This is a genomic window from Allopusillimonas soli (assembly GCF_004153445.1).
In the GTDB taxonomy this organism is placed as follows: Bacteria; Pseudomonadota; Gammaproteobacteria; order Burkholderiales; family Burkholderiaceae_B; genus Allopusillimonas; species Allopusillimonas soli.
The window spans coordinates 379,365-392,781 of the sequence record NZ_SDQC01000004.1 but is presented as its reverse complement, the minus strand read 5'-3'; the positions used below and the strand labels follow the sequence as shown (position 1 = coordinate 392,781).

Sequence of the window (13,417 nt, the reverse complement as noted above, 5' to 3'; positions counted from 1 at the left end):
AAAGAAAAAATAGGCGGGCTCAGAGCGCGTGCCTAAACTGTATGAATCCGGATTCGTCGGCCACTTTCCTGTAAAGCGAAATGCCGGTCTCGTTGGTCTTGTGCGTAAGCCAGTACACGCGGGATGCGCCCTCCCGCGACGCATGATCGTAAACAAACCGGATGAGCGCAGTGCCGGCCCCACCCTTGCGGCTGTCCGGCGCCACGAAAAGATCCTGCAGGTAGCAATAGTTGCCCTCGGTCCAGGTGGACCGGTGATAGATCCAGTGCACCACGCCTATGGCTCGCCCGTCCTCGCGCAGCAAGGCGGCATGCATCGGTTCGGTCTCGTCCAAAAACCGGGCCCAGGCCGCTTCGGTTGCCCGCGGGCTGATGTCCACTTTGTAAAACGCCTGATAGCCGTGCCATAAAGGCAGCCAAGCGTCGTGATCGGCTTCGGTAACAGGCTGAATGTGACGTACCATGGGATGCTCCCTCAGTGCATGACGACAGGCTGTCTTGCCGACGCCTGTGCGATCACTATAACGGTACATTGGCCCACTGACGAGAGCCATTTCTGACTATTCTGATGGTGCCAATTATCCTCGCCTGACCCGCACTCGCCGGTGGCCCTTTACCAGGGCAGCCCGGCCCGCAAGGCTTGGCTCCCGGCCACTAGGCCGAAAGCTTGCGCATCTGTGCGTAGAGATCGGCCTTGCCCTCGAACCCGATGCCCGGCAGATCAGGCATCGTGATGTGCCCATCCTCCACACGTACCCCATCCGGAAAACCACCAAACGGCTGGAACAGATCCGGATACGACTCGTTGCCGCCCAGGCCCAGGCCCGCCGCGATATTCAGCGACATCTGATGCCCGCCATGCGGAATGCAGCGCCTGCGGGACCATCCGTGTTGATGCAGCATATCCAGTGTGCGCAGGTACTCGACCAGGCCATAGCTCAATGCACAGTCGAACTGCAGCCAATCCCGATCGGCACGCATGCCGCCGTAGCGGATCAGATTGCGCGCGTCCTGCATCGAAAACAGGTTCTCGCCCGTGGCCATGGGCTTGTCGTAATAGTTTCGCAACGTGGCCTGCAATTCAAAGTCCAGCGGATCGCCCGCCTCCTCGTACCAGAATAGCTCGTACTGCGACAGCGCCTTGGCGTAGGCGATGGCGGTATCCAGGTCAAATCGCCCGTTGGCGTCAACCGCCAGACGCTGGCCATCCTGAAGAACACTCAGTATGGCATCGATGCGGCGCAGGTCCTCATCGAGCGAGGCGCCGCCGATTTTCTTTTTCACCACGGTATAGCCTCGATCGATATAGCTGCGCATCTCGTCCTTGAGTTTGCCGAGATCCTGGCCGGGGTAGTAATAGCCGCCAGCCGCATACACGAAAACCTTGCGATCCGGCTGCCCGTTGCCATAGGCGTCCGCCAGATGCTGGAACAGCGGCTTGCCGGCAATCTTGGCCACGGCATCCCATATCGCCATATCCATGGTGCCCATGGCGACGGAACGCTCGCCGTGTCCGCCGGGCTTCTCGTTGATGAACATGCGCTGCCAAATCTTGTGCGGGTCCAGATTGTCGCCCGCATCGTTGAGCAGGGAGGCTGGTTCGGCTTCCAGAATACGCGGTATGAATCGTTCACGCATCAGGCTTCCCTGACCGTAGCGGCCATTGGAGTTGAAGCCGTACCCCACGACCGGGTGGCCGTCGCGTACGACATCCGTGATGACTGCCACCAAGCTCAGCGTCATTTTGCTGAAGTCGATGTAGGCGTTGCGGATGGAGGAGCTGATGGGCAGCGTGACTTCGCGTATGTCTACTATTTTCATGATGTTCCGGTCAAATTAAGCAAAACGACCATTAAAGGCAAAGAAACGTCGGAAACTACGGACAATCCCTAGTCCCTACTTTGTAATATTCGTTGAACGAATCGGACAGAGTCTGTCCATAATGGGACACTGACCACCCACTATAAGGAGTAGACGATGTCCGAAGTACTGAAGAACTGGAGCGAATTCCGTCCAAGCAAGACCCTGTGGTTCTGGTCCAGCGTAGGTGTCGCGGCGCTTACCATGATAATCGGATTTAGCGCGGCAGGCTGGGTAACGGGGGGAACCGCAACCAAGCAGGCAGAGACTGCGTCGGAACAGGCGGTGGCGCAGTTGGCGTCAAATATCTGCGTTAACCGTTTCAAGGCGGCAACCGATGCGGCCACCAAACTCGCCGCCCTGAAGGCAACCGACGCATGGAAGCGCGACAGCTTCATTGAGGATGGCGGTTGGGTCACCTTTGCCAATATGAAGACGCCCGTGGAAGGCGCTGCTGAACTTTGCGCAAGCAAATTATTGGATACCGACGGCAGCACGACCTGACATCGGTTGCATTACCGCCCAACACCGCGCGCCTGCGGCGTCGGGCGCCTGCAGGGGCCGCAGCCAGGCCCGTGTGGCGCCCGTCTGGCTAGGCAGCAATGCTGAACATGGTTCGGCGGGTGTTGCGAAAGTTTGGCCGGACCGCGCTGCTCCATCTTGTGGCGCGCACGGCAAGCCATGCGGGCGAACCATAGGTTTCCCGCGTCTGGAGCAGATAGCAGGCATGGTAGCGCGGCGTGGCGCCCGGGTCCGTGTTCCGCATACGGATGGCGCGCACCGTGCCCGGGACGCCGGCCAGACCCGGCAGGTGCTCCTGCTCATACCAGGCATTGAAGTCCGCCTCCGCATCGGTGCGTACATCGGTCTCCACCACATAGTGCCAGAATGCATGCTCGCCGTGCGATGCGCCGCTCACATCCTGCATCAGGGTGAAAAGCTGCGCCTCCGCCCCGGCACAAGCGGCACGAAGCCGCCGTCGCAGCGGCGCGAGGCTCTGTGTGGAACTGGCATGCAAGGCATAGATGTAGGTCTGCGGCGCATCGGCGCCCACGCACACAAAAGGCGGGTGAGCACGGCTCACCGCGCTCGGCAGCAGGGCGAGCGCCTCGGATCGGCTCAGTCTGAGCCCAGGTATTCTGATGACAATGATGTGGCTCATGCTGCGGCCTCGATGTTATTGAACCTATACAGTGTTTGCGGATTGTGCACCAGTATCCGCTCGCGCAACGCGGGATCGGGGCACAAGTCAAAGAACAGGGCCAGCAGCGCGGCATCATCGGGTGTAGGCCCGGCCACGTTCGGATGAGGCCAGTCGGTACCCCACAGGATGCGCTCCGGCATTTCTTGAAGCAAAGCACGCACGAATGGCATGCCGTCCGAATAGGGCGGCCGACCGCCCGCAAGCCTGTCCACGCCCGAGATCTTCACCCAGATGCCCGACGCGCGGCCCGCCGACAGCAAGGCGCGGAAAGCCTCGCCCGCCAGGCCTTTGGCGGCATCGACGCGCCCCATGTGATCGATGACGCAAGGTATGGGCAAAGCGGCAAGGTCAGGCAGCAGCCCCGGCAGGGAGGCATCATCCGCATGAATGCAGATATGCCAGCGCAATGGCGCAATGCGCTCGGCCATGGCGCACACGTCCGCCAGCGTGGCATCCGCAAGATGAGAGACAAAGTTGTAGCGGACCGCTCTCATCCCCGCCTGGTCCAGCTCCAGCAGTGTTCGCATCGGCGTGTCACCCGGCAACAGGCCCACGGCGCGATAGCGGCCCGCGCCATGGGCGAGCGCGTGAAGAATGGCGGCGTGGTCATGGCCGTGCGCATTGGGCTGGACCAGCACGCCGCGCTGCAGCCCCAGGCGGCGATGCATTGCTCGAAGCATATCGAAACCCGCGTCGTCGGGTGTATAGCGACGCTGCGGGTCGAAAGGAAACCGGCTGGCCGGGCCAAAGACATGGCAATGGCTGTCGCAGGCCAGTGCGGGCATATCGCCGGACACATCGTGTGTGCGCATTATTGGCTACACTCCTGTAAACCAGAAAATCATGGCAGGAGGCCGCATGGACCTCAAGCAGCTCGAATACTTCATCGCGGTGTGCGAGCAGAAGAGCTATTCGCGCGCGGTCGATGTTCTTGGTCTTTCCCAGCCTTCGCTCAGCCGCCATGTTCAACAACTCGAAGCGGAAGTGGGACAGCATCTGCTGCGCCGCACCGGCCGCGGCGTGGAGCCCACGCCCGCCGGCTTGCGGCTGCTCAACCATGCCCGCAATATTGCCAGTGCGGTGCACGCCGCACAGGACGACATGCAATCCTTGCGCGCGCAAACGGGCGGCCGGATTCGCCTGGGGCTGCCACCGCGCATTTCCCGGCGCATTGCGCCCGCCGTCATCAAGGCGTTTCGTGCAACATGCGCGCATGCCGCGCTGAATATTTCGGAAGGCCTGTCCCGGGAAATTTACGAGTGGATCAGCAAGGGCCGACTGGACATCGCCCTGCTCTACGACCCGCCAGCCTCGGACCTCCTGCATTATCAGTCGGTATTTCGCGAGCCGCTTGTGCTGGCCTACTCCAGGCACTACCGCCCAACTCCGCCAGACACAATTCCCGTCAGCCTGCTGGGCAACTTGCCGCTGGTCATGCCCGGCCCACCCGCATCCATACGCATGCTGGTCGATGACGCCTGCAGAATGCTCAATATAAACCTGAATGTCGTGGCCGAAGTAGACCTGGTGCAGAGTGTGGTGGAGACCACATTGCAGGCCGATGTGTGTTCCATCCTGCCGCTGTCCGAAGTGGAAGACGTTCGTCACCGGGGGCGCTTCCGGTATTCCAGGATAGAGGACCCGGTCATTCTCAACAATCTCGTCATCGCCTGCCCCGCCGCGCAGGACCGGCGCAACCGCCTCAACGACGGCGTCGCACGGATACTTCGCGAACGGATGCAGGTCGCTTATGGCAAGGGACATGGCTGACATGTATCACCGCCCTAGCCATTCACCGTGATGTGTTCCTCCTTGACGAGGTCGCCCCACTTGCGTGTGTCCTGCTTCACCATATCGGCAAACGCCTCAGGCGTGGTCTCAAACGTGTCCACGCCGGCCATGCGCACGTATTTCTTTGCCGCGTCCGTCTGCATGGCCTTGTTGCAGGCGGCATTGAGCCTGTCGATCGCCTCCCGCGGCGTCCCGGCAGGAGCAAAGACACCGTACCAGTTTGTGGCTATCACATCCTGATAACCCAATTCCTGAAAGGTGGGGACATCGGGCAGCGCCGGGGAGCGCTTTGTGGCCGCCACCCCCACCGCCGCCAAACGGCCATCCTGAACATACTTGAGCAGGCCGGAAATATCACCGAAGAAGCCATCCACCTGCCCGCCTATCGAGTCCTTGATGGCGGGCGCCGCACCGCTGTACGGTACATGCAGAATATTGAAACCGGTGGACCGCTTGAGCAGCGCAATCGCCATGTGCGGCATGCTGCCTATGCCCGATGAGGACAGCGCCACACCGTCCTTGCCCTCCGACGCCCTTTGTTTGAAATCGGCGAAATCATGCAGGCCGTTCTTCGGCGGTACCGCCAGGATTTCGGGTGTGGCAATGAGCATGGTGACCGGCACGAAATCCTTGGCCGGATCATAGGTCAGCTTCTCGTATAGCCCGGGGTTGATGGCGATGGCGCCGGCCGAACTCAGGAAAACGGTATTGCCGTCGGGTTTTGCACGCGCCACTTCGCCAGCGGCCAGGGCGCCATTTCCGCCCGGCTTGTTTTCGACCACGACATTGGCATCGAGAATGGGGCCAAGCTCATGTGCCACCAGCCGGGCCAGCGTATCCGACGGCCCTCCCGGCGGAAACGCCACCACGATGCGAACCGTCTCCGACTGGGCTGATGCCGTGCCCGCAATGCAGGCCAGAGCCAAGGCCGCGAGCGTCTCCCTCATATATTTCTTGAACATGGTTGCCTCCTTGTCAGTGAAAATGATAGAGGCCCTGTGCCCAGGCAACAATGAAGCTGGCTGGAGTTCAGCTATGCATATTCCGGATATCAGGAACTGCGCCAGCCACGCGGGTGCAGTGACGAGATTGCCAATCTATAGCAACGGCAGCCGCGGATTCATATATCGAATATTCCGGAACCTCGCCACAGGGTTAATGCTGGCTTTCATGACGGGGATATTTCTTGATATGAAATCAGGCTGGAATTACCATCATCCCAAACCCCCAGGGATCGAGAGCGGCCTGTTCTTGACAGGTCTGCATAATTCAAAGCACACGGAGCGAGGCAATCATGCATGCATTTGACCGTAGAGGTTTCCTGAAACTGGCCGGTGCCGCCGGCATCGCCGGGCTGCCAGGTGCGCTGCCCCTGGCTCGCGCCGCCGACGCGGCGGCTATGGAAAAAGCCAAGGCGCAGGGCCAGGCCGTGTTCTATGCAAATATCACGGCAGTGCAGCCCATCATGGATGCCTTTGCTGCCAAGACCGGCATAAAGGGGCAGTACACACGGATTTCCAGCTCTAAATTCATCCCCACCATTCTCACTGAATTCAACGCCGGCAAGCTGCTGGCCGACGTGGTGCAGGCGCCGCTGCCCATGCTGCAGGTACTGAAGGAACAGGGCGTGCTGGCGCCCTACAAGTCTCCCGCGGCCGACGGCTACCCCGATTGGGCCACCAAGGACGACAGCATTACGCTATTCGGCATCGAGTATGTCTCGTATCTGTTCAATACCGATCATCTCAAGAAGGCCGACGCGCCCGCCACCTATGAAGATCTGGCCGATCCGAAATGGAAGGGCAAGATCGTCATGGCCAACCCGTCCAACCACGCCTCCACCATAGGCTGGCTGGTCGGGCTGAAGGAACAGGTGTTCAAGTCGGAGGACGACTGGATGAAGTTCGTCAAAGGCCTGGCAGCCAACCAGCCCATGTTCGTGGCATCCTTCGGCCCCACCCCGGCGCCCGTGGAAAGCGGGGAAAAACTCATCGCTATTTCCATGCCCAAGTACATCGTGACCAAGGCGCCCGCGCCGCTGGACTGGGGTCCTCGTTCTGGGCAGCCGCTGCTGGGATCGGCTCGCGCCATCGCTGTCACGGCCAAGGCGCCGCACCCCGATGCCGCGCATGCCTTCATGGACTACTGGCTCAGCAAGGAGGCGATGGGCCTGCTGGCCAAGGATGTCGGCGAATACGTACTGGCGCCGGGCGTGCACCCGCCCATCGAAGGCATGGACAAAGCCGAGGTCAAGCCCGTGCGCGATCTTTCCGACGAAGAGCTCCAGAAATGGGGACGTGAATTCGGCAAGATTTTCGCCGTAAGGTAAACAGGCAAATCAACCACGCCAAGCCTAGACAGACAGAAAAGCGACACGATGGAAATCCGGATCGAAGGCCTTTGCAAGTACTACCAGTCCGAGGGAAAAACCGTCAAGGCACTCGACCATGTCGATCTGACCATTCCCGCCAATGAAATCTTTACGCTGCTGGGCCCGAGCGGCTGTGGAAAGACCACGCTGCTTCGCTGCATTGTGGGGCTGGAAACACCCGACGAGGGCGAAATACGCATTGGTGGCGATGTGGTGTGGTCGGGCAGTCAGGGCATTTCCGTGCCGACCGAAAAGCGCGGCCTGGGCATGGTGTTTCAGACCTACGCCATCTGGCCACACATGTCGGTGTTCGACAATATCGCCTATCCGCTTCAGGTGCGCGGCGTATCCCGCGATGCCATCAGGGAAAAGGTGGCACGCGCACTGCGGTTCGTGCAGCTGGAAGGTGTGGAGCGGCGATCGGCCACGCGTCTGTCGGGAGGGCAGCAGCAGCGCGTGGCGCTGGCGCGCGCATTGGTTGCCGAGCCCAAAGTCATTCTGTTCGACGAGCCCCTGAGCAATCTTGATGCCAAGCTGCGCGAGGAAACCCGCAAGGAACTGCGGCGCTTTCTCAGCGACCTGGACATCACGGCCATCTACGTCACGCATGACCGGGTCGAGGCACTGGCGCTTTCCGATTCCATCGCCGTCATGCGCGCGGGCAAGGTGGTGGAAACCGGCACACCGCAGAAAATATACTTCGATGCCGAGCATCGCTATGTGGCTGACTTCATAGGCCGGGCAAATCAGATCCAGGCAACGGTCAGCAGTCATGAGAACGGTCATACGCGTGTCGAAACCGCCATGGGCCCGATACTATGCCAGCCGCGGGACGGGCTGCTGCAAGGCAGTCCTGCCACCCTGTGCATACGTCCCGAATTCATCCGCATCACGAACCAACCCACGCAGGATGGCGTGAATGTATTGGAGGGAACGGTGGAAGCGCTGGAGTTCGTGGGCGAAGTCTACGAAGCGGAAATCCGCGTCAATGAAGAGCGGCTGCTGGCGCGGATCGACCCGGACGTCCAGGTCAAGGAGGGCGATGTAATCCGGATGCGGCTGGATCCGGCCCACTGCCTGCTTCTTTCAGCCTGACGAGGCCGCCGTATGACAGCCTCGCGCACCAGACTGACCTGGCCCCTGATTGTCGTTGTCGGATTCCTGACGCTCTGCCCCGTGCTCATGCTGCTGCTGGGCAGCTTTTCGCAGGGTCTGACTGCGTTTGGGCACTTCACGGCCAGCAAATACGTCAAAGCCTACACCGACCCCTTCCTGATGGAAGTGACCCTGAACACGGTGATCTTCGTGCTGGGCTCCTCGCTGTTCTCGACAGTGCTGGCCCTGTTTCTTGCCTATCTGAATACCCGCACCAACATCCCGTTCAAGCCGGTCTTTACGGTATTGTCCATCGTGCCGATGATGATCCCGCACTTGCTTTTCTCGGTCAGCTGGGCCCTGCTGCTCAATCCTTCCAATGGCCTGGCCAACCTGGTTCTCCAGGATCTGTTCGGACTCGACAGCGCACCGCTCAACATTTATTCCCTTTGGGGCATGATACTGGTGGAGGGGCTGCTGAACATGCCCATCGCCTATCTCATTATTGCGCCGGCCATGGCCTCCTTCGACGTGTCGCTGGAGGAGTCCTCGCGGGTCTGCGGCGCCGGCATCTGGCGCACGCTCATGCGGATCACGCTGCCGGTACTCAGGCCGGCCATTCTGGCCGCCTTCATTCTAGGCATAGTGCGCAGTCTGGCATCGTATGCCGTGCCCCGGGTACTGGGCACGCCGGGCCGCGTCGATGTCCTGGCCACCTATCTCTATGAAATGATCTCCACCGGTTTCGCGCCCGACTACGGCAAGGCGGCCGCCCTGGGCATGAGTGTTCTTTCGGCCTCCATTGTGTTGATCGTGGTGTACCGGGCACTCACATCGGAAAGCGAGAAGTATGTCACCATTTCCAGCCGCGGCTTCAAGCCCACGCTTATAGACCTGAAAAGATCGCGTATGCCGCTTTTTGTGATTGTGGGCGTGCTCAGCCTGCTCATGATCGTGCTGCCGGTTGCCGTACTGCTGTATACCTCGCTGGTGCCTTACTCCATGGTTCCGGGGCCGCGCGCCTTCTCGATGATGAGCTGGCGCAACTGGATAGAGGTAATGCAGGACCCCCTGTCCTTGCTGGCCCTGAAGCACAGCCTTTTCCTGGCGGTGGCCGGCGCGACGCTGGGCGTGCTGTTGTCGCTGCTGGTGGCGTACGTCATCGTCAAGGTGCGCTCCCGCGCTTCCGCACTGCTCGAAACGCTCAGCTTCCTGTCGTTTTCCTTTCCGGGCATCGTCATCGGCATCGGCTTCATGTGGTTCTTTGTACAGACGCCGCTGTACGCCACGCTCACGGCGCTACTGCTGGCCTATATTGCCGCCTACCTGCCCTATGGCGTTCGCCCCCTGGCCAGTGCTTTCGTTCAGGTGCATGCCCATCTGGAGGAATCGTCGCTGGTGTGCGGAGCCAGCGGCATGACCACCATGCGGCGCATTATCGTGCCCCTGCTCATTCCCGGCATCGTGTCGGCCTGGATATTGATGGCCACCATGTTCATGCGCGAGCTCACGGTTTCGGTGGTACTGGCCCGCCCCGGCACTGAAGTGCTGGCCGTGCAGATACTCAGTTTTGCTGATGATGGCCTGTGGGGCAAACTGTCCGCGCTGGGCATCATCATGATTCTGATTTCCACTGCGCTGGTCATGCTGGCCATGTATACGGGCCGCAAGTTCAAGGAGAGACAGGGTCAGTAGTGCGTTCGCCGGCCCGGCGCGCGGGCCAGGCCGTACGCGAAACCGGAATCAGTTGAGTTCCGCCTCGCCGTCTGGCCCGCTCAATGTGGCTCTGTAGCGCAGGCGCGGGCCCCGCACGACGCGGGGCGGATTCTGTATGCGCATCCGCCGATAAAGCGCCCGTATGGCATCGGGATCGGGATGCTCCAATACAAAGGACTGCAGTTGCAGCGCCACGGATGGCATGCCGGGTGCGGGCGTGCGGCGCGAGCCCCAGTCAATCGCATAGGGCGCCGCACCGCCAGCTGGCAGCGCGCCGTCTTCAGGCATGCAAAATTGCCAGCGCCTGTCGCCTCGAGAGACACTCACAATGTCCTGCGGCGTGGCCGGGATGGCCTGCCGCATGATTTCAAGATCGGGGCCGCGCACGACCCAGCTGCGCAGCCGCAGCCCTTCGTCCCAGGCCCGGCGAACCGTTGGCCCATCGTCCAGCCCAAACCATCGAGCGTGTTCAGGCGCCTCGGCCTGCTGGTCCACGGCAATGACCTCCAGAAAGAGGTCCTCGCCGATGCGCAACACATGATTGTGGGTCCCCATTTCCGGGTGTCGGCCGCCATAGGGCATGTCCAATCCAAGACTGCGGCGGACATGCTCAACACCCTCGGCCAGATCGGGCGCAATCACAACAAGATGGTCCAATGCAAACATTCGCCGCCTCTACGCTCCGTTGATCGTCACCACAAGCCGGCGGGGACCGCCATGATTGCGATGCTCGCACAAATAAACACCTTGCCAGGTTCCCAGCCCAGGCTTGCCCCTCATGACAGGAAAAGAAACGCTCGCGCCAAGCAGGCTGGCCTTCAGGTGTGCGGGCATGTCGTCGGGGCCTTCGTCATTGTGTTCGTAATAGGGCGCGTTTTCCGGAACCGCATGATTGAAATGGCTTTCAAAATCGGCGCGTACGGATGGATCCGCGTTTTCATTGAGCGTCAACGACGCGGATGTATGCTGAATGAAAACATGCGCCACGCCCACCTCTATGCGCTCAAGCTCCGGCAATTGCGACAGTATTTCGCGCGTGATCAAATGAAAGCCCCGGGGCCGGGGCTGCAGCGTGATTTCCTTCTGTATCCACATGGGTAGTCCTGTATGGTGCGTGCTGTTGCCTGCCATGCGCCGCGCGCTGCGCACGCGGCATGTCCAGGGCCATACAAACCTGTTACGCATCCATGATACCGGCATCTCCCATTGATACAACTTTGTAAGCAAAATCGCCGCGGAGCGGAGCATTTATTTCAGTTGGCTGCAAAACCGGATTCCCCGCTTGCGCGCGGCCTGCGGCGGGCGATACGCTAGATCCACGTCGCACAGGCCTGAAGGCCGCAGCACCAACAGAATACAAACTTGCAGGAGCCCATCATGAAGCTCACCACTCGAATCGCCCAATTTGCCCTCGCCGGCGCCATGGCCGTCGGGCTGGCATCGAATGCCCTGGCCTCAGATAAAACCGCCAACACACTGCTGGGAGCAGGGCTGGGCGCGGCAGCCGGGGCGGTGCTGTCGGACGGAGACCCGCTGCTCACGCTGGGTGGCGCGGCAGCCGGCGGCGTGCTTGGCAACGTGCTTACGGACGACCACGATTATCGCGGCCGTCATTGGCGCGGGCATGACCGCCGCGCCTACCGAGGCGGCCATGACAACTACCGGCGCGCCAGCTGGCATCGCGACAATGGCTGGCATCGCGGCCATCACAAGCACCGCCATCATCGCCGCCACCGCCACTGATCCTTCCTGCACATTTCACCTGTCCGCCCTCAAACGTCGTGCTCCAGCGCGGCGTTTGCTTTTTCAGCCGGCAAGCTTCCCGTGATCCGACGTTGCGTCCATCTCCGTCCGCATACCGTGCTGACGACCTGCTTCCGATAGCGCGGGCTCCATATAGCGCATCAGCATGCCGAAGCCCGGGCGTATCTGTGCTTCCGGCACACCCGCATAACCCAGGAGCAGGCCGCGCTTTCCGCTCCCGCCGGCATAGTAGCGCGACAGCGCCTTGACCGAAATTCCGCCTGCCCTGGCGGCGTGCATGATGCCCACATCGTCGACGCCATCCGGCAGATGAAGGACCAGGTGCAGCCCCGCCTCATGCGTGGATACCGGCCACTGCGGTCCAAGAAATCCGAAAATAACCTCTCGCAGCAGCGATTGGCGCCGGTTGTACAAGGTGCGCATACGGCGGATATGCGTTGCGTAGTGCCCCTCCTTGAGAAAATCGGCCAGTACGGCCTGATCCAGAAGGCGGCCCTCGCGATACAGCTCTGACAGGCCGTTGGCAAAATGCGCCTCGATCTGCGGCGGCAACACCATGTAGCCCAGCCTCAAACCCGGATAGAGCGTCTTGGAGAACGTGCCGAGATAGATGACACGGTCATGGCTGTCCAGGCCCTGCAGCGACGGCACAGGCCGTCCATCGAAGCGGAATTCGCTGTCGTAGTCATCCTCGATGATCCAGATGCGATGCTGGTGCGCGTATTCAAGCAGCATGCGCCGGCGCGCAAGACTCATGACCGTACCCAGCGGATACTGGTGCGAGGGCGACACGAAAATAAACTGCGGCGGCTCGCGCATCTGTGCGGGTGTCGGAGCCAGGCCCTGCTCGTCCACATCCACCGGCACAGTGCGGATGCCGCAGGCCTTGAGCATCGTGGTCGCCCCCCAGTACGAGGGATTTTCCACCCACGCTGCCTGGCCGCTGTCGCCCAGCAGCCAGGCAGCCAGGCTGATCGATTGATGCACGCCGCCGGTAATGACCACCTGGCGCGGCTCGCAGCGCACTGAACGGGACAAGCGAAGATGGTGCGCCAATACGCGGCGCAAGGGGGGATGGCCTGCGCCGTGGGCATAGGTCAGCAATTCCGGCGCCGGACTGCGCCACTGGCGCCGGTACAGCCGGGCCCAGATCGCGTGCGGAAACAGGCTGACGTCCGGCACGCCTGGGACAAATGCGCCCCACTGCTGGCTCGACGCTTGTGCATTGCCGACGATGTCGCCACCGCGCGCGGAGAGTATCGTGGGCTCGCCGGCACCGCCCTGCATGCCCTGCGTATCGGCTCGCGGCGCCCCCGCCTCCAGCAGGGCTGGCACCGTGTCCGACACAAAAGTACCGCTGCCCGTCGTGCACAGCACGTAGCCTTCGCACTGCAGTTGTGCGTAGGCGGAAAGCACGGTATTGCGCGAAAGGCGGGTTTCCCCTGCCAACGTTCGCGTGGCGGGCAGCTTGGCGCCAGCAGCCAGGTCGCCCGCCAGTATGAGCTCGCGCAATGCCTCGTACAACTGCCGCGCCAGCGGTGTTGTGCCATCGCGCACCAAGGTCAACGAAAGGAATTCGGCAAGATGAACTTCCGGCATGAATGGCTCTACTGTTTA

The 13,417-nt window shown here is 61.3% G+C and carries 14 protein-coding genes; 6 read left to right on the top strand and 8 right to left on the bottom strand.

Going from position 1 to position 13,417, the window contains the following annotated elements; genetic code table 11:
• Nucleotides 1-19 precede the first annotated feature (19 nt).
• Entirely contained in the window at nucleotides 20-463 is a 444-nt protein-coding gene (locus tag ERD78_RS14685) for a GNAT family N-acetyltransferase (RefSeq protein WP_129970060.1), read from the bottom strand.
• A gap of 190 nt (nucleotides 464-653) precedes the next feature.
• Entirely contained in the window at nucleotides 654-1,820 is a 1,167-nt protein-coding gene (locus ERD78_RS14680) for a mandelate racemase/muconate lactonizing enzyme family protein (protein ID WP_129970059.1), read from the bottom strand.
• 156 nt (nucleotides 1,821-1,976) lie between these two features.
• Here ERD78_RS14680 and ERD78_RS14675 point away from each other — a divergent pair, with 156 nt between their 5' ends.
• Entirely contained in the window at nucleotides 1,977-2,363 is a 387-nt protein-coding gene (locus ERD78_RS14675) for a hypothetical protein (RefSeq protein WP_129970058.1), read from the top strand.
• An 88-nt stretch (nucleotides 2,364-2,451) separates the two neighbouring features.
• Here ERD78_RS14675 and ERD78_RS14670 read toward each other — a convergent pair whose 3' ends face one another.
• Both ERD78_RS14670 and ERD78_RS14665 read right to left on the bottom strand, forming a co-directional pair.
• Nucleotides 2,452-3,021 carry a DUF4286 family protein gene (locus ERD78_RS14670; RefSeq protein ID WP_129970057.1) on the bottom strand — a complete coding sequence of 190 codons (570 nt, stop codon included), beginning with the start codon at nucleotides 3,019-3,021 and terminating at the stop codon, nucleotides 2,452-2,454.
• Nucleotides 3,018-3,875, bottom strand: a complete 858-nt coding sequence (locus tag ERD78_RS14665; RefSeq protein ID WP_129970056.1) for an amidohydrolase family protein — start codon at nucleotides 3,873-3,875, stop codon at nucleotides 3,018-3,020. Before ERD78_RS14665 ends, ERD78_RS14670 begins: the two co-directional genes overlap by 4 nt.
• A gap of 46 nt (nucleotides 3,876-3,921) precedes the next feature.
• Between ERD78_RS14665 and ERD78_RS14660 the strand changes: the two genes are divergently transcribed.
• Entirely contained in the window at nucleotides 3,922-4,833 is a 912-nt protein-coding gene (locus ERD78_RS14660) for a LysR family transcriptional regulator (protein ID WP_167668945.1), read from the top strand.
• A gap of 14 nt (nucleotides 4,834-4,847) precedes the next feature.
• Here the strand turns inward: ERD78_RS14660 and ERD78_RS14655 are convergent, their stop codons facing one another.
• The gene (locus ERD78_RS14655; RefSeq protein WP_129970054.1) at nucleotides 4,848-5,816 is read right to left on the bottom strand and encodes a Bug family tripartite tricarboxylate transporter substrate binding protein; all 969 of its coding nucleotides are present in this window, start codon (nucleotides 5,814-5,816) and stop codon (nucleotides 4,848-4,850) included.
• A gap of 332 nt (nucleotides 5,817-6,148) precedes the next feature.
• Here ERD78_RS14655 and ERD78_RS14650 point away from each other — a divergent pair, with 332 nt between their 5' ends.
• Genes ERD78_RS14650 through ERD78_RS14640 form a run of 3 tightly spaced genes read left to right on the top strand, consistent with a single transcriptional unit; the run spans nucleotide 6,149 to nucleotide 10,015 of the window.
• A complete protein-coding gene (locus ERD78_RS14650) occupies nucleotides 6,149-7,183 on the top strand; it encodes an ABC transporter substrate-binding protein (protein ID WP_129970053.1) in 1,035 nt (344 codons plus the stop codon).
• A 48-nt stretch (nucleotides 7,184-7,231) separates the two neighbouring features.
• Complete coding sequence (locus tag ERD78_RS14645; protein ID WP_129970052.1) at nucleotides 7,232-8,320, top strand: ABC transporter ATP-binding protein; 1,089 nt, start codon at nucleotides 7,232-7,234, stop codon at nucleotides 8,318-8,320.
• A 12-nt stretch (nucleotides 8,321-8,332) separates the two neighbouring features.
• Entirely contained in the window at nucleotides 8,333-10,015 is a 1,683-nt protein-coding gene (locus ERD78_RS14640; RefSeq protein WP_129970051.1) for an ABC transporter permease, read from the top strand.
• Between the two features lie 48 nt (nucleotides 10,016-10,063).
• Here ERD78_RS14640 and ERD78_RS14635 read toward each other — a convergent pair whose 3' ends face one another.
• Together ERD78_RS14635 and ERD78_RS14630 are read right to left on the bottom strand one after the other, a co-directional pair.
• Nucleotides 10,064-10,702: a VOC family protein gene (locus ERD78_RS14635; RefSeq protein ID WP_129970050.1), complete on the bottom strand. Its 639-nt coding sequence runs from the start codon at nucleotides 10,700-10,702 to the stop codon at nucleotides 10,064-10,066.
• 9 nt (nucleotides 10,703-10,711) lie between these two features.
• Nucleotides 10,712-11,131 carry a secondary thiamine-phosphate synthase enzyme YjbQ gene (locus tag ERD78_RS14630; protein WP_129970049.1) on the bottom strand — a complete coding sequence of 140 codons (420 nt, stop codon included), beginning with the start codon at nucleotides 11,129-11,131 and terminating at the stop codon, nucleotides 10,712-10,714.
• A gap of 282 nt (nucleotides 11,132-11,413) precedes the next feature.
• Here ERD78_RS14630 and ERD78_RS14625 point away from each other — a divergent pair, with 282 nt between their 5' ends.
• Nucleotides 11,414-11,779, top strand: a complete 366-nt coding sequence (locus tag ERD78_RS14625) for a hypothetical protein (RefSeq protein WP_129970048.1) — start codon at nucleotides 11,414-11,416, stop codon at nucleotides 11,777-11,779.
• A 63-nt stretch (nucleotides 11,780-11,842) separates the two neighbouring features.
• On the opposite strand, the gene pdxR is transcribed toward ERD78_RS14625, so the two are convergent.
• Nucleotides 11,843-13,399 (bottom strand): MocR-like pyridoxine biosynthesis transcription factor PdxR, encoded by a 1,557-nt coding sequence (pdxR, locus tag ERD78_RS14620; protein WP_129970047.1) that lies wholly within the window; start codon nucleotides 13,397-13,399, stop codon nucleotides 11,843-11,845.
• Nucleotides 13,400-13,417 lie beyond the last annotated feature (18 nt).